14 protein-coding genes are annotated in these 16,212 nt (G+C 68.1%); 12 read left to right on the top strand and 2 right to left on the bottom strand.

Annotated features, from left to right (window positions below; all coding sequences use genetic code 11):
- Entirely contained in the window at positions 1-738 is a 738-nt protein-coding gene (locus AB0P21_RS11890; protein ID WP_363695877.1) for a GntR family transcriptional regulator, read from the bottom strand.
- Between the two features lie 163 nt (positions 739-901).
- On the opposite strand from AB0P21_RS11890, the gene AB0P21_RS11885 reads away from it, so the two are divergent.
- The 12 genes from AB0P21_RS11885 (at position 902) to AB0P21_RS11830 (ending at position 15,025) form a co-directional block, all read left to right on the top strand.
- A complete protein-coding gene (locus tag AB0P21_RS11885) occupies positions 902-1,903 on the top strand; it encodes a Gfo/Idh/MocA family oxidoreductase (protein ID WP_363695875.1) in 1,002 nt (333 codons plus the stop codon).
- A complete protein-coding gene (locus AB0P21_RS11880; protein ID WP_363695873.1) occupies positions 1,900-2,781 on the top strand; it encodes a sugar phosphate isomerase/epimerase in 882 nt (293 codons plus the stop codon). Before AB0P21_RS11885 ends, AB0P21_RS11880 begins: the two co-directional genes overlap by 4 nt.
- Positions 2,781-3,722 carry a 5-dehydro-2-deoxygluconokinase gene (gene iolC / locus AB0P21_RS11875; protein WP_363695871.1) on the top strand — a complete coding sequence of 314 codons (942 nt, stop codon included), beginning with the start codon at positions 2,781-2,783 and terminating at the stop codon, positions 3,720-3,722. Before AB0P21_RS11880 ends, iolC begins: the two co-directional genes overlap by 1 nt.
- A 611-nt stretch (positions 3,723-4,333) precedes the next feature.
- Entirely contained in the window at positions 4,334-5,206 is an 873-nt protein-coding gene (locus AB0P21_RS11870; protein WP_363696484.1) for a deoxyribose-phosphate aldolase, read from the top strand.
- Positions 5,203-6,090 (top strand): 5-deoxy-glucuronate isomerase, encoded by an 888-nt coding sequence (gene iolB, locus AB0P21_RS11865; RefSeq protein WP_363695869.1) that lies wholly within the window; start codon positions 5,203-5,205, stop codon positions 6,088-6,090. Before AB0P21_RS11870 ends, iolB begins: the two co-directional genes overlap by 4 nt.
- Before the next feature lie 349 nt (positions 6,091-6,439).
- Entirely contained in the window at positions 6,440-8,359 is a 1,920-nt protein-coding gene (gene iolD / locus AB0P21_RS11860) for a 3D-(3,5/4)-trihydroxycyclohexane-1,2-dione acylhydrolase (decyclizing) (RefSeq protein ID WP_363695867.1), read from the top strand.
- Positions 8,352-9,245 (top strand): TIM barrel protein, encoded by an 894-nt coding sequence (locus AB0P21_RS11855; RefSeq protein WP_363695865.1) that lies wholly within the window; start codon positions 8,352-8,354, stop codon positions 9,243-9,245. Before iolD ends, AB0P21_RS11855 begins: the two co-directional genes overlap by 8 nt.
- An 81-nt stretch (positions 9,246-9,326) precedes the next feature.
- Positions 9,327-10,322: a sugar ABC transporter substrate-binding protein gene (locus AB0P21_RS11850; protein WP_363695863.1), complete on the top strand. Its 996-nt coding sequence runs from the start codon at positions 9,327-9,329 to the stop codon at positions 10,320-10,322.
- 9 nt (positions 10,323-10,331) lie between these two features.
- Positions 10,332-11,378, top strand: a complete 1,047-nt coding sequence (locus tag AB0P21_RS11845) for an ABC transporter permease (protein WP_363695860.1) — start codon at positions 10,332-10,334, stop codon at positions 11,376-11,378.
- Positions 11,375-12,250: an ATP-binding cassette domain-containing protein gene (locus AB0P21_RS11840; protein ID WP_363695859.1), complete on the top strand. Its 876-nt coding sequence runs from the start codon at positions 11,375-11,377 to the stop codon at positions 12,248-12,250. The genes AB0P21_RS11845 and AB0P21_RS11840 overlap by 4 nt, the downstream gene beginning before the upstream one ends.
- On the top strand, positions 12,247-13,425 hold the full coding sequence (locus AB0P21_RS11835; protein WP_363695857.1) for a Gfo/Idh/MocA family oxidoreductase: 1,179 nt from the start codon (positions 12,247-12,249) through the stop codon (positions 13,423-13,425). Before AB0P21_RS11840 ends, AB0P21_RS11835 begins: the two co-directional genes overlap by 4 nt.
- Positions 13,426-13,528: 103 nt before the next feature.
- Entirely contained in the window at positions 13,529-15,025 is a 1,497-nt protein-coding gene (locus AB0P21_RS11830) for a CoA-acylating methylmalonate-semialdehyde dehydrogenase (RefSeq protein ID WP_363695855.1), read from the top strand.
- 180 nt (positions 15,026-15,205) lie between these two features.
- Here AB0P21_RS11830 and AB0P21_RS11825 read toward each other — a convergent pair whose 3' ends face one another.
- Positions 15,206-16,207: a Gfo/Idh/MocA family oxidoreductase gene (locus AB0P21_RS11825; RefSeq protein WP_363695853.1), complete on the bottom strand. Its 1,002-nt coding sequence runs from the start codon at positions 16,205-16,207 to the stop codon at positions 15,206-15,208.
- Positions 16,208-16,212 lie beyond the last annotated feature (5 nt).

Raw genomic sequence — 16,212 nt, 5'->3', positions numbered from 1 at the left:
CTATCTCTCGGAGACGATGACGTCGACCGAGTACTGGTCGGCGCGGTAGCAGTGGTCGCCGAACTCGACCGGGGAGCCGTCGGCGTCGTAGGCGCTGCGGGTCATCGTGACCAGCGGCTCGGCCTTGGACATCTGCAGGGTACGGCGTTCCTCGGCGGTGGCGTTGCGGGCGCCGATGCGTTGCCGGGCGACCGTCGGGCGAATGCCGCGGGCGCGGAGTACGGCGTAGAGGCCGTCGGTCTCGAGTTGCTCGGTGGTCAGGTCGTCCATTGTCGGGGGCAACCAGTTGCGGAGGATCGCGAGCGGTTGGTCGCCGGCGTAGCGGAGGCGGACGATCGAGACCAGCGGTGTGCCCGGCGGGAGGCTGAGGGCCTCGGCGGCGCGGTCGTCCTGGGCTGAACAGACCAGGGAGAGTACGTCGGTACGCGGCGTGCGCCCCTCGCGGATCAGGTCGTCGTACAGGCTGGTCAGCTCGGCGCGACGGTGCACCATCTGGTTGGCGACGGTGGTGCCGATCCCGCGCCGTCGGACCAGCAGGCCTTTGTTCACCAGCTCGGAGATCGCCCGGCGGACCGTCGGCCTGGACAGGCTGAGCCGGTCCGACATCGCCAGTTCGTTCTCGAAGGCGTCGCCGGGGCGCAGGGTGCCGTTGCTGACGGCAGCAGTGAGCTGCTCGGCGAGCTGGTGATAGAGCGGCACCGGGCTCGTCCGATCGATCTGGATCGGAAGGGCGACCATGCCCGGATATTACAGGAACGACGTTTGTATGTCCCGACGTGAAAATGTGCTTACAAAGTATTGACACCCCTGGCGTCGCCCGCGAAGCTGACTGGGCGAACCAGTACCGCGGCCGGCCAGTCGGCGGGCACTCACGAACGCCTTGACGAGAGGGCACAACAGGATGCGAATCGGGTTGGTCGGAGCCGGTCGGATCGGGGCGTTCCACGCCGCGACCCTGAAGGGCCTGGCGGCGGTCGAGCAGGTCGTCGTCACCGATGTCGACACCGGCCGGGCGGAGCTGATCGCCAAGGACCTCGGCCTGGAGTTCGTGGCCACCGTGGACGAACTGCTGGGCAGCGGGATCGACGGCTTCGTGATCGCCGCCGCCACCTCCGCGCACGCCGACCTGATCTCGCGAGCCGTCGCGGCCGGGATCCCGACCTTCTGCGAGAAGCCGGTCGCGATCGACCTCGGCGAGACCCAGCGGATCGTCGCGCTGGTCGAGGCCTCGGACGTCCCCGTGCACATCGGCTTCCAGCGCCGCTTCGACGCCGGCTACCGGTCGGCGCAGGAGCAGGTCGCGAGCGGTGAGCTCGGCTTCATCCACCACATCCGCGCGAACACCAACGACGCGTTCCCGCCGCCGCGGGAGTACATCCCGACCAGCGGCGGCTTCTTCCGCGACTGCACGGTGCACGACTTCGACATCATCCGGTTCGTCACCGGCCGCGAGGTGGTCAGCGTCTACGCCACCGGCGCCAACCGCGGCGAACCCTTCTTCGGCGAGTACGGCGACATCGACGCGGCCGCTGCGCTGCTGACCCTCGACGACAACACTTTCGTCTCGGTCAGCGGCACCCGTTACAACGCGGCCGGCCACGACGTGCGGATGGAACTGCTCGGCTCACTCGGCTCGATCGCGATCGGGCTGGACGAGCACACCGCGCTGCGATCGGCCGAGCCCGGCGTCACGTTCCCCGACGGTCATTCACACGGCACCTTCATGGACCGGTTCCAGCCGGCCTACGTCGCCGAGCTGACCGCGTTCACGGAGGTCGTCGCCGGTACCCGTGCGGTGCCGTGCACGGTTCGCGATGCCCTGCAGGCGTTCCGGATCGCGGATGCCTGCGAACTGTCCCGCCAGGAAAAGCGTGTTGTCGCGTTGGAGGAGATCGGCCGATGAGTGACGTTGCCACCAGGATCGCCGGCGCCCCCATCTCCTGGGGTGTCTGCGAGGTCCCGGGCTGGGGTTGGCAGTACGACCCGGACACGGTGCTCGCGCAGATGCGCGACGTGGGCATCGCCGCGACCGAGTTCGGGCCGGACGGGTTCTTGCCGGACGAGCCGGCCGAGAAGGCGAAGGCGCTGGCGGATCTCGGGCTGCGGGCGGTCGGCGGGTTCGTGCCGGTAGTACTGCATGATCCGGGGCACGATCCGTCGGCTGAGGTGGCTCGTGCGCTGGAGGGTTTTGTCGCCGCCGGCGCCTCGACGCTGGTGCTTGCTGCGGCGACCGGGCTGGACGGGTACGACGACCGGCCCGTGCTCGACGCGGTCGGCTGGAGCACGTTGCTGGCCAACCTCGACTCGCTGGCCGGGCTGGCCGCGAAGCAGGGGATCACCGCGACGCTGCATCCGCATGTCGGCACGATGGTCGAGAACGCCTCCGATGTGGATCGGGTTCTGGAGGGTTCGTCGATTGGCCTGACGCTGGATACCGGCCATCTGCTGATCGGCGGGGTCGACCCGGTTGCCCTTGCTTTGAAGCACACTTCGCGGATCCTGCACACGCACTTGAAGGATGTCGACGCCGGGTGGGCGGCTCGCGTGCAGTCAGGGGAGGTCAGCTACACCGACGCAGTACGGGGCGGGATGTATCGGCCGCTGGGTGGTGGCGACATCGATCTGAAGACGATCGTGTCGGCGCTGGAGAAGTCCGGGTACGACGGCTGGTACGTGCTCGAGCAGGACACGATCCTGGCCGGGCGCCCTGACGGTGACGGGCCGCTGGCCGACGTACGGGCGAGTATCGAGCACCTGCGCCGGATCGCCGAGGCCGTCTGATGGCTGACGACGTACTCACCATCGGGCGGATCGGCGTCGACCTGTACCCGCTGCAGACCGGGACGCGGCTCGAGGACGTCGAGAGCTTCGGCAAGTTCCTCGGCGGCAGCGCGACCAACGTCGCCGTCGCGGCGGCCAAGCACGGCCGGAAGTCAGCGGTGATCAGCCGGACCGGGAACGACCCGTTTGGCACCTTCATTCACCGCACCTTGCTGGAGCTCGGGGTCGACGACCGGTTCGTAACGCCGGTCGAGGGCCTGCCGACGCCGATCACGTTCTGCGAGATCTTCCCGCCGGACAACTTCCCCTTGTACTTCTACCGCTTCCCGAAAGCGCCGGACCTGGTGATCAACCCGTCCGAGCTCGACCTGTCGGCCATCCAGGAAGCGTCGATCTACTGGTCGACAGTCACCGGACTGTCCGCCGAGCCGAGCCGCACCGCGCACTTCACCGCCTGGGAAGCCCGCGCCCGCCGCCCGCTGACCGTCCTCGACCTCGACTACCGCCCGATGTTCTGGGCCGACCCGAGCGAGGCGCACGAGCAGGTCAACCGCGCACTCCAGCACTGCACAGTTGCCGTCGGCAACCGTGAGGAGTGCGAGGTCGCGGTCGGCGAAACGGACCCCGACAAGGCGGCACAGGCGCTACTCGACCGCGGACTGGACCTCGCAGTCGTCAAACAAGGCCCGAAAGGCACGCTGGCCCGCACCCGCGACGAACGAGTCGAGGTACCACCCTTCCCGGTCGAGGTAGTCAACGGCCTAGGCGCCGGCGACGGCTTCGGCGGCGCGCTCTGCCACGGCCTCCTGGCCGGCTGGCCACTCGAGAAGGTGATCCGCTTCGCCAACATCGCCGGCGCCATCGTCGCCTCCCGGTTGGAATGCTCCACCGCCATGCCCACCGAAGCCGAAGTACTGGCTCTACTGGAGGAATCCGCATGAGCGCCGACGACGAGGCTCTGGAAGCCAGTGGTCTGTACGCCGGCAGACGCCAAGCGGGCGAGACTTCCCAGCCAAGCGGCTCCAATCAGCCCAGCGCCGCCGCCGACCAGCGCAGCGGCAACACTCTCCACGAAACCAGCGGTGACGCTTCGCAGGGCACCAGCCGTGACGCTTTGCAGGGGACCAGCGGTGACGCTTTGCAGGGCACCAGCGGCGACGGGGTTCAGCGGCCTGGCGGCAACGAGGTTCAGTGGACCACCGGCGACGCTCACCGGCCCAGCGGTGACACTCCCCAGCCCAGCGGCGACACTCTTCACAGAAACAGCGCCGACGCTTTGCAGGAGACCAGCGGCGACGAGGTTCTGGGCATCAGCGCCAGGGCGCCTGAGTCTGGCGGAGCTGGTGCAGGTCAGCCGACCGGCGCCGATGCACCTGAGACCACCGGCGAGCTCCACGAGACCTCACCCGGCCAGGACAATCCCGCAGCCGCCACCCCGCTTGACTCTGGCTCCGGCGAACTGCTCGGTGGCAGTGGTCAGGCTGAGAAGCGTGCGGTGGTGAGCGGTGGTGGGTTTCGGCGGGGTGGGTTGGGCGGCGAGCTGGGGAGCGATGTGAATCCGACGGAGATCAGGGTGCGGTATCCGGAGCGGATTGCTGAGGCCTGGCAACAGCGGCGGCGGCGGGAACTGGTGGGTGACGATGGTCGGCTGCTGATCGTGGCCGCCGACCACCCGGCTCGGGGCGCGCTTGGAGTGCGGGACGATCTGATGGCGATGGCCAGTCGGCCCGCGTTGATCGACCGCCTGCGCACCGCGCTGCGGCGGCCGGGGGTCGACGGAGTACTGGCGACACCCGACATCCTCGAAGACCTGTTGCTCCTCGGCGCCCTTGAGGGCAAGGTCGTCATCGGGTCGATGAACCGTGGCGGGCTGCAAGGCGCGTCGTTCGAACTGGACGACCGGTTCACGGCTTACGGTACGGCGGATGACATCGCCGGGCGGAGGCTGGACGGCGGCAAGATGCTGACCAGGATCTGCCTCGACGACCCCGGCACGGTGGCGACGCTGGAGAGCAGCGCCCAGGCAGTGACCGAACTCGCCGAACGCAAGCTGATGGCAATGGTCGAACCGTTCTGGTCAGTCCGCCGAGACGGCCGGGTGACCAACCTCCTGGACCCCGACTCCGTCATCAAGTCCATCCATATCGCCGCCGGCCTCGGCGCCACCAGTGCCTACACCTGGCTCAAGCTGCCAGTCGTCGACGACCTGGAAAGGGTGATGGAGGCAACAACCCTCCCGACCCTCCTGCTCGGCGGCGACCCGACCGTAGCGCCCGAGGAGACCTACGCCTCCTGGGGGAAGGCTTTGAGCCTCCCGTCGGTCCGCGGCCTGGTAGTAGGCCGAGCCCTCCTCTTCCCGCCCGATGGCAACGTAGCCGCCGCTGTCGACCAAGCCTCTTCTCTGGTCCACGGGGGTGCCGCATGACCGAGTGGTTCCGGCGTGCGGGCTCCACGGCTCGTGACGGCTTCGACGTCGCGGTCAGTCCGGGGGAGAAGGACTGGGAGCACACCGGTCTGTACGTCGCCACGCTGCGCCCGGGGCAGTCTGTCGAGATCGACACCGGTGACTCCGAATGGCTCGTGTTGCCGCTGTCGGGGTCCGCTGAAGTAATCGTCGACGGCGAGACTGTTGCGCTGGGCGGGCGCGCTGACGTGTTCGCCGGCGCGACCGACCTCGCATACGTCCCGCGCGGCACCACCATGGCTGTGGTGAGCGCAGGCGGCGCACGGATCGCCTTCCCGCACGCACGCGCGGCCTCGGACTATCCGTTCCGGCGGATCGGCGTCGAGCAGGTCGAGACCGAGCTGCGCGGCGCGGGTATCGCCTCCCGGCAGGTGCGCAACTTCGGTACGCCGGCGGTGCTCGAGGCCGACTCGATCATCGCGTGCGAGGTGCTCACCCCGGCCGGGAACTGGTCGTCGTACCCGCCGCACAAGCACGACGAGCACAAGCCTGGCAAGGAGAGTGAACTCGAGGAGATCTACTACTTCGAGCTCCAGCTCTCCGACGCCGCCCCTGAAGTTGTCAAGGGCAACGACCCGATCGGTTACCAGCGGGTCTACGGCACCGGCGACCGCCCCATCGACGTACTGGCTGAAGTGCGCAGTGGGGATCTGGTGCTGGTGCCACACGGTTGGCATGGTCCTGCGATGGCGCCTCCTGGGTATGACATGTACTACCTGAACGTGATGGCTGGTCCTGGTGCGGAGCGGGAGTGGCTGATCAGCGATGACCCACAGCACGGCTGGGTCCGCGAACTGTGGAAGACCGAGCAGATAGACCCCCGACTCCCCTTCGGGAAGAGCTGATGGAGGCCTCGAGCAACCGCGCCGGACAGACCAAGCCAAGGCGCGGAGCAGCGACGACGACTCCGGGCGAAGTCGCCGGTGGGTGGTTGGTCGGGCAGGCGGTGCCTGCGAGTGGACTCGCTGGTGAATGGGTGTTCGGGCAGGCGGTGCCAGCGGGTGGCCCCGCCGGTGAGTGGGTGGCCGGGCAGCGGGTGTCCGCCGGTGAGGCCGCCGGTGGATGGATGGTTGAGCAGGTGGTGGCTGAGGGCGGAGATGCCCGGCGGCCGTTGGTCGGAGTGTCGATCTGTCGGGGTAGGGCCGGTGGGTGGCAGGTGGATGAAGTGATGACGACGGGTTTCGGAGGAGAGCTATGACGGTGCGTCTCACGGTCGCGCAGGCGCTGGTGCGCTTCCTGAGCGTTCAGTACTCAGAGCGCGATGGGGAGCGGCAGAAGCTGTTCGCGGGTTGCCTCGGCATCTTCGGGCACGGCAATGTCGCGGGCATCGGGCAGGCGTTGCTGCAGTCCGAGTTGGATGACCCCGAGGCGCTGCCGTACATCCTTGCCCGCAACGAGCAGGCAATGGTGCACACAGCCTCCGCCTTCGCTCGGACCCGCGATCGTCTGCAGACCTACGCCTGCACGGCGAGCGTCGGTCCCGGCTCGACCAACATGATCACCGGTGCGGCGCTGGCCACGGTCAACCGGCTACCGGTTCTGCTCCTTCCGTCGGATGTGTTCAGCACCAGGGTGGCGACTCCGGTGTTGCAGGAACTGGAGAGCACGACCGCCGGCGATGTCTCGGTCAACGATGCCTTCCGCCCGGTCTCGAAGTACTTCGACCGAGTCTGGCGCCCTGAGCAACTGCCTTCGGCGCTGCTGAACGCCATGCGCGTGCTGACCGACCCGGTGGAGACAGGCGCGGTCACCATCGCCCTTCCGCAGGACGTGCAGGCGGAAGCCTTCGACTGGCCGGAAGAGTTGTTCGCCGAGCGCACCTGGTACGTCGCGCGTCCGTTGCCTGAGGCATCCATTGTCGACAAGGCGGCAACGCTCATCCGGTCTTCGCGCAAGCCGCTGATCGTGGCCGGCGGCGGTGTCGCCTACTCCCGTGCTCAGGACGCGTTGCGCCAGTTCGCCGAGCGGACCGGTATCCCGGTGGCGGAAAGCCAGGCAGGCAAGGGATCGCTGCGCTACGACCACCCGCAGTCGGTCGGCGCGGTCGGGTCCACGGGCACGACGGCGGCGAACGCGCTGGCCCGCGAGGCCGACCTGGTGATCGGCATCGGAACCCGCTTCGCCGACTTCACGACGGCGTCGCGGACCGCCTTCCAGAACCCGGACGTCCGGTTCGTCAACATCAATGTGGCGCGCTTCGACGGTGGCAAGCATGCTGGTCTCCCTGTCGTCGCAGATGCCCGGGAAGCCCTTGTTTCCTTGGCGTCTGAGGTCGGTGATTGGTCCGTGCAGGACGATTACAGATCATTGACGGCCGAGCTCGCAACTCGGTGGGACGCGATTGTGGACAACACCTACAACCCGCCCGCCGAGGTGACCGGGAAGCTGGCCGGAGGGCTGCTCACCCAGGGCGAGGTGCTGGGCGCCGTCAACGAATTGTCGGCGGCGTCTGATGTGGTGGTGTGCGCGGCCGGTTCGATGCCGGGCGACCTGCACAAACTCTGGCGGACTCGCGACCCGAAGGGATACCACGTCGAATATGGCTTCTCCTGCATGGGTTACGAGATCGCCGGCGGCCTGGGCGTCCGCCTCGGCGCGCCCGAGCGCGACGTCTTCGTCCTGGTCGGCGACGGGTCGTATCTGATGATGTCGAGCGAGCTGGTCACCGCCGTCCAGGAGAACATCAAGATCATCGTCGTCCTGGTGCAGAACCACGGCTTCGCCTCGATCGGCGCGCTGTCCGAATCCCTTGGCTCACAGCGATTCGGTACGGCGTACCGGCGGCGCAGCGGCGACGGGCGGTTGGACGGCGACTACCTGCCGGTCGACCTGGCCGCCAACGTGCGCAGCCTCGGGGTCGAGGTGCTCGACGTGAGCAGCCGCGCCGAGCTGGAGAAGGCGATCGGTACGGCGAAGGCCGCCGACGGTCCGATCGCGATCCACGTGAAGACCGATCCGCTGATCAGCGCGCCGGGCAGCGAGTCGTGGTGGGACGTGCCGGTCAGCCAGGTCTCCGACCTCGACTCGACGCAGGCCGCCTCAGCGCAGTACGAGGTGTCCAAGCGGAGTCAGCGGCCGTACCTAACCCCCGTCGAGGGGGACCGCCATGGGTAGCGTCAAGGTCGGTAGCGCGCCCGACTTGTGGGGTGTCTGGTTCGCGAACGACGAGCGGCAGACACCCTGGGAGCGATTCCTCGACGAGGTCGCCGCGGCCGGCTACACCCGGATTGAGCTCGGCCCGTACGGCTATCTGCCGACCGACCCTGGCCAGCTGAAGGACGAGCTGGGCAAGCGCGGCCTCGAAGTCACGGCCGGCACGATCTTCGAGCACCTGCACCGGGCGGACTCGTGGGACTCGACCTGGGCCGATGTGTCGGCCGCGGCTGAGCTGGCTGCCGCGATGGGCGCCAAGCACCTGGTCGTCATCCCGTCGATGTGGCGCGGAGACAACGGTGAGGTGGTCGAGCCGCGGCTGGACCACGAGGGCCAGGCCCGGCACGGGCAACAGGTGACCGAGCTCGGCCGGCGAATCGCCGCGGAGTACGGGTTGAAGACGCAGTTCCATCCGCACGCGGACGGGCATGTGGACAGCCAGGAGACGGTCGAGCGGTTCCTCGCCGAGACCGACGGGGAGCACGTCAACCTCTGCCTGGACACCGGCCACATCAGCTACTGCGGTGGCGACAATCTGGAGCTGATCCGGAAGTACCCGGAGCGGATCGGCTACGTGCACCTGAAACAGGTCGACCCGGTGGTGCTGGCGCAGGCCGAGGCCGACGGCATCGGCTTCGACGAGGCGGTCCGGCGCGGCGTCATGTGCGAGCCGCCGCTCGGAGTGCCTGAGTTGCCGCCGGTGCTCGACGCGTTGGCGGGTCTTGACGTGGATCTGTTCGCGATCGTCGAGCAGGACCTGTACCCGTGCGCGCCCGACGTACCGTTGCCGATCGCGGAACGGACCCTGGGATACCTGAAAACCCACGGGGGTGGTGTATCCGTATGACGACCAGCAGAGTATTTCTCACTGGTCACATCCACACGCCGCGGCGTTACCGCGGAACGTCTGAAAGGCTGGTTGGTTCTCATGGTTCGGTGGCAGAAGAAGGCGGTGGCCACGGGGGCGGCGCTCGTGCTGGTCGCGGCGCTGGGCGCCTGTAGTTCCTCCGGCGGCAAGAAGGAGGAGGAGAAGGCGAGCGGCTCGTCCGGCAACGTGGCGACCACGCCGCGGATGAAGGTTGCCCTGATCACCCATTCGGGTCCGGGCGACACCTTCTGGGACATCGTCCGGCGCGGCGCCGAGGCGGCCGCCCAGAAGGACAACATCGAGTTGCAGTACTCCTCCGACCCGGACGGGGCCGCCCAGGCCAACCTGGTGCAGACGGCGATCGACTCCAAGGTCGACGGCATCGCGGTCACCCTGAACAAGCCGGACGCGGTGATCCCGAACGTCAAGAAGGCGATCGCGGCGGGGATTCCGGTGACCGTGCTGAACGGTGGCCTGGACACCTGGAAGTCGTCCGGCGCGATCGGGTACTTCGGTCAGGACGAGCGGATCGCCGGCCAGGCGACCGGTGAGAAGCTGAAGGCGCTCGGCGCCAAGAAGGTCATCTGCGTCATCCACGAGCAGGGCAACGTGAGCCTCGAGGCCCGCTGCCAGGGCATCAAGGACAAGTTCGGCGCGGTCGAGAACCTGAACGTCAACGGCACCGACCAGCCGGGCACGCAGGCGACGGTCACGTCCAAGCTGCAGCAGGACAAGACGGCCGACTACGTGGTCGCGCTGAACGCAGGGATCGCCCTGACCGCGGTCTCGGCGGTCAAGGACGCGGGCTCGTCGGCCAAGGTCGGCAGCTTCGACATGAGCAAGGAGATGGCCAAGGCGGTCAAGGACGGCACCGTCGACTTCGCCGTCGACCAGCAGCCCTACCTGCAGGGCTACCTGGCCGTGGACGCGATCTGGCTGAACAAGACCAACGGCGACACGATCGGTGGTGGCGAGGCGACTCTCACCGGGCCGGCGTTCATCGACAAGACGAACATCGAGGCCGTCGAGAAGTACGCCGCGGCCGGAACTCGCTGAGGTAGGGCCATGGCATCGACCATCACGACGCCCGCGGGGCTGGACGACCGGGTCGCGGCCCGCTCCGTGGGGGCCCGGCTGCTGAGCCGGCCGGAGATCGGATCGCTCGTCGGCGCGGCGGTGATCCTGATCTTCTTCGCGGCCAGTGCCGCGCCGTTCCGGGACATCAACAACACCGGCACGATCCTCTACCAGGCCGCACTGATCGGTGTCATGGCAGTGCCCGTCTCGCTGCTCATGATCGGTGGGGAGTTCGACCTGTCGGCCGGGGTGGCGGTGACCACGGCCGGCCTGACCGCGGGCATCTTCTCGTACCAGCTGAGCGTCAACGTCTGGGTCGGCATGCTGGTCGCCCTGGCGGTGGCGCTGCTGGTCGGCGCCTTCAACGGCTGGCTGCTGATGCGGACCGGGCTCCCCAGCTTCCTGGTGTCGCTGGGGACCTTCTTCATTCTGCAAGGCCTGAACATCGCGGTGACCCGGCTGACCTCCGGCGCGGTGGCGTCGAACTCGATCAGCGACATGGACGGGTTCTCGTCGGCGCACGCGGTGTTCGCCTCGCAGTTCAAGATCGGCGGGATCACGGTGAAGATCCTGATCGTGTGGTGGCTGGCCTTCGTGGCGATCGCGGCCTGGGTGCTGTTGAAGACGAAGATCGGCAACTGGATCTTCGCCGTCGGTGGCGATGCGGCCGCGGCCCGGGCGGTCGGCGTACCGGTGAAGAAGGTCAAGATCGGGCTGTTCATGACGGTCGGGTTCTTCGCCTGGTTCACCGGGATGCAGCTGCTGTTCGTGCAGAACGGCGTGGTGCAGTCCGGTGAGGGTGTCGGCAAGGAGTTCCTGTACATCATCGCCGCGGTGGTCGGCGGCTGCCTGCTCACCGGCGGCTACGGCTCGGTGGTCGGCGGCGCGGTCGGCGCGCTGATCTTCGGCATGGTGCAACTCGGTGTCGTCTACGCCGGCTGGAACCCGGACTGGTTCAAGGCGTTCCTCGGCGTGATGTTGCTGCTGGCCACGATCGTGAACCTGGTCGTCAAGAAGAAGGCGGAAGCGCGATGAGCACCACGAGCAGTTTCGCCGACGAGGCGGCCACCAGCCCGACCACGCCGGTCGTGCACCTGGACGAGGTCGGCAAGAGCTACGGCAACGTCCAGGCCCTTCGCGGGGTGTCGCTGGCCGTGCGGCAGGGCGAGATCACCTGTGTGCTCGGCGACAACGGCGCGGGCAAGTCGACGCTGATCAAGATCATCGCCGGCCTGCACGAGCACACCGACGGAACCCTGTCGGTGAACGGGGAGGCCCGGAAGTTCAAGTCGCCGCGGGAGTCGCTGGACAGCGGGATCGCCACGGTCTACCAGGACCTCGCGCTCGCCCCGCTGATGTCGGTCTGGCGCAACTTCTTCCTGGGCAACGAGATCACCAAGGGGTTCGGCACCCTGGACGACCGGCGGATGAAGCGGATCGCGCAGGAGGAGCTGACCAAGATGGGGATCTCGATCCCCAACCTGGAGCAGCCGGTCGGGATGCTGTCCGGCGGTCAGCGCCAGTGCATCGCGATCGCCCGGGCGATCTACTTCGGCGCCAAGGTGCTGATCCTGGACGAGCCGACCGCCGCGCTCGGCGTCAAGCAGTCCGGGGTGGTGCTGAAGTACATCGTGAAGGCGCGCGATGCCGGTCTCGGCGTCGTCTTCATCACCCACAACCCGCACCACGCCTACCTGGTCGGGAACCATTTCGTCGTCCTCAAGCTGGGCCGGGTCGCGCTCGACACGCATCGCGCCGAGATCACCCTGGAGCAGCTGACCAACGAGATGGCGGGTGGCTCCGAGCTGGAGGCGCTCAGCCACGAGCTCCGCAACATCGATGTGGAGTCCGTCGTACGCCCGGCCGACGGGACGGGCAAGATCGAGTCCCCGCTGGAGAACACATGACGCAGGACCTCAGGATCGGGATCATCGGCGTCGGGGCGATGGGTGCCGATCATGCCGAGCGGGTCGCCCGGCGGATCTCGGGAGCGCGGCTGGTCGCTGTGTCCGACCCGGACACGGCTAGAGCCGAGGCGCTGGCCGCTGCCCTGAACCAGGCGCCGGGCAAGCGGTCTGCCGGGCCGCCGGTCGCCGGAGGGGGAGGTGGCGCCGGAGGAGCAAGCGAGGCGGGCGGTTCCGGGGGAGCGAGTGGGGCTGCCGGGGCGACCGGAGCGGGTGACGCCGTGGGATCGGCCGCTGCCGGAGCTGCGGGTGTGGGCGGCGTACGGGTGATCAGTGATCCGTTGGCGTTGATCGGTGATGCCGAGGTGGATGCGGTGATCATCGCGTCGCCGGGTTTCGCGCATGTCGAGCAGTTGATGGCTTGTCTGGAGCACGGCAAACCGGTGCTCTGCGAGAAGCCGTTGACGATGGACGCCGAATCGTCGTTGCGGGTGGTCGAGGCCGAGCACAAGATCGGGCGGCCGTTGATCCAGGTCGGTTTCATGCGCCGCTTCGACCCGGAGTACTCGCGGTTGAAGCAGGTGCTGGACTCCGGGGAGCTCGGCCGGACACTGCTGCTGCACAACGTGCACCGGAACAAGACCGTTCCGGAGACGTTCCGCAGCGAGATGATCGTGCGCGACTCGTTGGTGCACGAGGTGGACGTGGCGCGCTGGCTGTTCGACGACGAGATCGTCCGGATCACCGTGCACGCTCCGAAGCCGACCAGCCTGGTCGGCGAGGGGGTGCTCGATCCGCAGCTCGCCGTGTTCGAGATGGCGAACGGCGCACTGGCCGACGTGGAGGTGTTCGTGAACTTCCAGGTCGGCTACGAGGTGCGCTGCGAGGCGGTCGCCGAGAAGGGCAGCGCGACGATCGGCCTCGGGGTCGACGTACTGACCAAGCAGGCCGGACACTGGGGTGGTGCGGTGCCGGACGACTTCCGGGTCCGCTTCGGGCTGGCGTACGACATCGAAGTCCAGCGCTGGGTGGATGCCGCGGCGCGGGGCGAGATCGACGGCCCGACGGCCTGGGACGGGTACGCCGCCGCCGCGGTCTGCACGGCCGGCGTGCAGTCCCTGCAGGAGGGGCGCCCGGTGGAGGTCGAGATGGTCAGCCGGAGTGAGGTCCTCGGGTGAGCCCCAGCCTCGATCCCGCCCTGTTCCGGGACGTTCCGAAGGGTCCGGGCACGGATCTGCGAGAGAAGAACATCGACTTACTGTCCAAGCAAGGGATGCAGCTGTGAGCATTGAGCGAATCACCCATCTGGTCGGCGGCGCCCCGTGGACGGGAGTCTCCGAACGCACCAGCAAGGTCTACAACCCGGCCACCGGCGAGGTGACCGGTGAGCTCGATCTCGCCTCGGCGGCGACCGTCGACGAGGTGGTCAAGGTCGCCCACGACGCGTCGAGGACGTGGGGCCGGATCTCGCTCACCAAGCGCGCGCAGGTTCTGTTCGCCTTCCGCGAGCTGCTGAACGAGCGCAAGGAGGAGATCGCCGCGCTGATCACCGCCGAGCACGGCAAGGTGCTCTCGGACGCGCTTGGCGAGGTCACTCGTGGGCTCGAGGTGGTCGAGTTCGCCTGCGGCATCCCGCACCTGCTCAAGGGCGGCTTCAGCGAGAACGTCTCCACCAACGTCGACGTCTACTCGATCCGCCAGTCGCTCGGCGTGGTCGCGGTCATCTCGCCGTTCAACTTCCCGGCGATGGTGCCGCTGTGGTTCGTCCCGATCGCGATCGCCTGCGGCAACAGCGTGGTGATCAAGCCGTCCGAGAAGGACCCGTCCGCGGTGAACGCGGTCGCCGCGTTGTGGAAGGAAGCAGGTCTGCCTGACGGCGTGCTGAACGTCGTGCACGGCGACAAGGAGGCCGTCGACCGGCTACTGGAGCACCCGGACATCAAGGCTGTCTCCTTCGTCGGCTCGACCCCGATCGCGCGGTATGTGTACGAGACCGGCACGAAGAACGGCAAGCGCGTCCAGGCGCTCGGCGGCGCCAAGAACCACATGGTCGTGCTGCCTGACGCCGACCTCGACCTCGCCGCCGACGCGGCCGTCAACGCGGGCTTCGGCTCCGCGGGAGAGCGCTGCATGGCGATCTCCGCGCTGGTCGTGGTCGAGCCCGTCGCGGACGACCTGATCGCCAAGATCCGCGAGCGGATGGGGACGCTGAAGACCGGCGACGGCACCCGTGGCTCCGACATGGGCCCACTCGTCACCGGACCGCACCGCGACAAGGTCGTCGGGTACGTCGAAGCCGGGGTCGAGGCCGGCGCCGAGCTGGCCGTGGACGGCCGCGAAGGGCCGTTCGACGGTGGCGACGACGGGTTCTGGCTCGGCCCGACGCTGTTCGACAAGGTCACCCCGGAGATGTCGATCTACACCGACGAGATCTTCGGCCCGGTGCTCTCGGTACTGCGGGTTGCGTCGTACGACGCCGCGCTGGAGCTGGTGAACTCCAACCCGTACGGCAACGGCACCGCCATCTTCACCAATGACGGCGGCGCCGCTCGCCGCTACCAGACCGAGGTCGAGGTCGGCATGGTCGGCGTCAACGTGCCGATCCCGGTGCCGATGTCCTACTACTCGTTCGGTGGCTGGAAGAACTCGCTGTTCGGTGACACCCACGCGCACGGCACCGAGGGCGTGCACTTCTTCACCCGCGGCAAGGTGATCACCTCGCGCTGGCTCGACCCGTCCCATGGCGGGCTGAACCTCGGCTTCCCGACTCACGACTGAGTGGCGACTACCCCAGTCGAGCCACCACTCAGGTCTCCAAGCTAACCGCAGATCGGCTACTCAGCGTGAGCTGACACCGAGTCTGGACGGAGTTGCAACACAGCCTGGATCCGAGGATCCAGGCTGTGTTCGAGTCATGCCTCAGGGGTCGGCTGCCGGTGCGCCGGCTCTTGGCGGAGGCTAAAAGGTCGTCGCAGGTCGAGGCAGCAGGCCTGCCTCGCGATAGCACTCGTCGATCAGCTCCATCGTGGCGTGGGCATCGTCCGCGTCCGTGATGAGCGGAGCACCATCGCGCAGGTGAGCAGTGAAAGCCTCCAACTGGTAGGCATAGGACGACTTGGTGCCCAGCCGCTCGACCCAGGTGTCCTCCTTGGTCTTGACGGTGACCCGGTCGTCCAGATGCGGCAGCACGAAGCTCGGCGCGAAGGCCTCGCCGCGCGTACCAGTGATCCGCAGGCTGAAATCGAGGTCCTCGCCCGCCATGCTGGTCCGCACCGCGCCGGTCGCGCCGTTGGGGAACAACAAGTCCGCGTTGAGCCACTCGTCCACACCAGGGAGACGCTTGCGCTCGCCCGCTCGGGCACTGGCCAGCTTCGGCGCACCGCCGCCCCATGGGGCCAGCATGCGCTGCGCGTGCAGGGCGTAACAACCGACGTCCATCAGCGCGCCACCAGCGAGCTGCAGGGACCAGCGCGGGTCGTCATCGTCCGGTGGCGGCATCACCATCGTCGCCTCGACGTGCTGCAACTCACCCAGCTCGCCCTTGGTCAGCAACTCCTGCAGCCGCCGCATCACCGGGTGGAAGAGGTAGTGGAACCCTTCCATCAGCACAACGCCCTGCTCACGCGCCGCATCCCGCACCTGCGCGGCCTCGATCGCGTTGCTGGCCGACGGCTTCTCGGTCAGCACATGCTTGCCCGCGGCAATCGCTCGCAGGTTCCACGGGCCGTGCAGCCCGTTGGCGAGCGGGTTGTAGATCGCCTCGACCTCGGGATCGTCGACCATGTCCTGGTAGCTCGCCAGCACCCGTTCCACACCGTGTTCGGCCGCGAACGCCTCAGCGCGGCCGGTGTCCCGGGCCGCGACGGCCACCAGCCGGGCGCCGGTCAGCCGGGCCGGTTCGACGATCGCCCGGCCCGCGATCCGGGCGGCTCCGAGAATTCCGATGCGAAGCGGTTCCATACGTT

The organism is Kribbella sp. NPDC056861, from assembly GCF_040687575.1.
Lineage (GTDB): Bacteria > Actinomycetota > Actinomycetes > Propionibacteriales > Kribbellaceae > Kribbella.
This window is presented reverse-complemented; position numbering and strand designations above follow the sequence as displayed.

Coding starts and splice junctions, on each gene's coding strand:
- AB0P21_RS11885 (WP_363695875.1), top strand. CDS start 902: ATGCGAATCGGGTTGGTCGGAGCCGGTCGGATCGGGGCGTTCCACGCC.
- AB0P21_RS11850 (WP_363695863.1), top strand. CDS start 9,327: ATGGTTCGGTGGCAGAAGAAGGCGGTGGCCACGGGGGCGGCGCTCGTG.
- AB0P21_RS11880 (WP_363695873.1), top strand. CDS start 1,900: ATGAGTGACGTTGCCACCAGGATCGCCGGCGCCCCCATCTCCTGGGGT.
- AB0P21_RS11835 (WP_363695857.1), top strand. CDS start 12,247: ATGACGCAGGACCTCAGGATCGGGATCATCGGCGTCGGGGCGATGGGT.
- iolC (WP_363695871.1), top strand. CDS start 2,781: ATGGCTGACGACGTACTCACCATCGGGCGGATCGGCGTCGACCTGTAC.
- AB0P21_RS11845 (WP_363695860.1), top strand. CDS start 10,332: ATGGCATCGACCATCACGACGCCCGCGGGGCTGGACGACCGGGTCGCG.
- AB0P21_RS11890 (WP_363695877.1), bottom strand. CDS start 738: ATGGTCGCCCTTCCGATCCAGATCGATCGGACGAGCCCGGTGCCGCTC.
- iolD (WP_363695867.1), top strand. CDS start 6,440: ATGACGGTGCGTCTCACGGTCGCGCAGGCGCTGGTGCGCTTCCTGAGC.
- iolB (WP_363695869.1), top strand. CDS start 5,203: ATGACCGAGTGGTTCCGGCGTGCGGGCTCCACGGCTCGTGACGGCTTC.
- AB0P21_RS11840 (WP_363695859.1), top strand. CDS start 11,375: ATGAGCACCACGAGCAGTTTCGCCGACGAGGCGGCCACCAGCCCGACC.
- AB0P21_RS11855 (WP_363695865.1), top strand. CDS start 8,352: ATGGGTAGCGTCAAGGTCGGTAGCGCGCCCGACTTGTGGGGTGTCTGG.
- AB0P21_RS11825 (WP_363695853.1), bottom strand. CDS start 16,207: ATGGAACCGCTTCGCATCGGAATTCTCGGAGCCGCCCGGATCGCGGGC.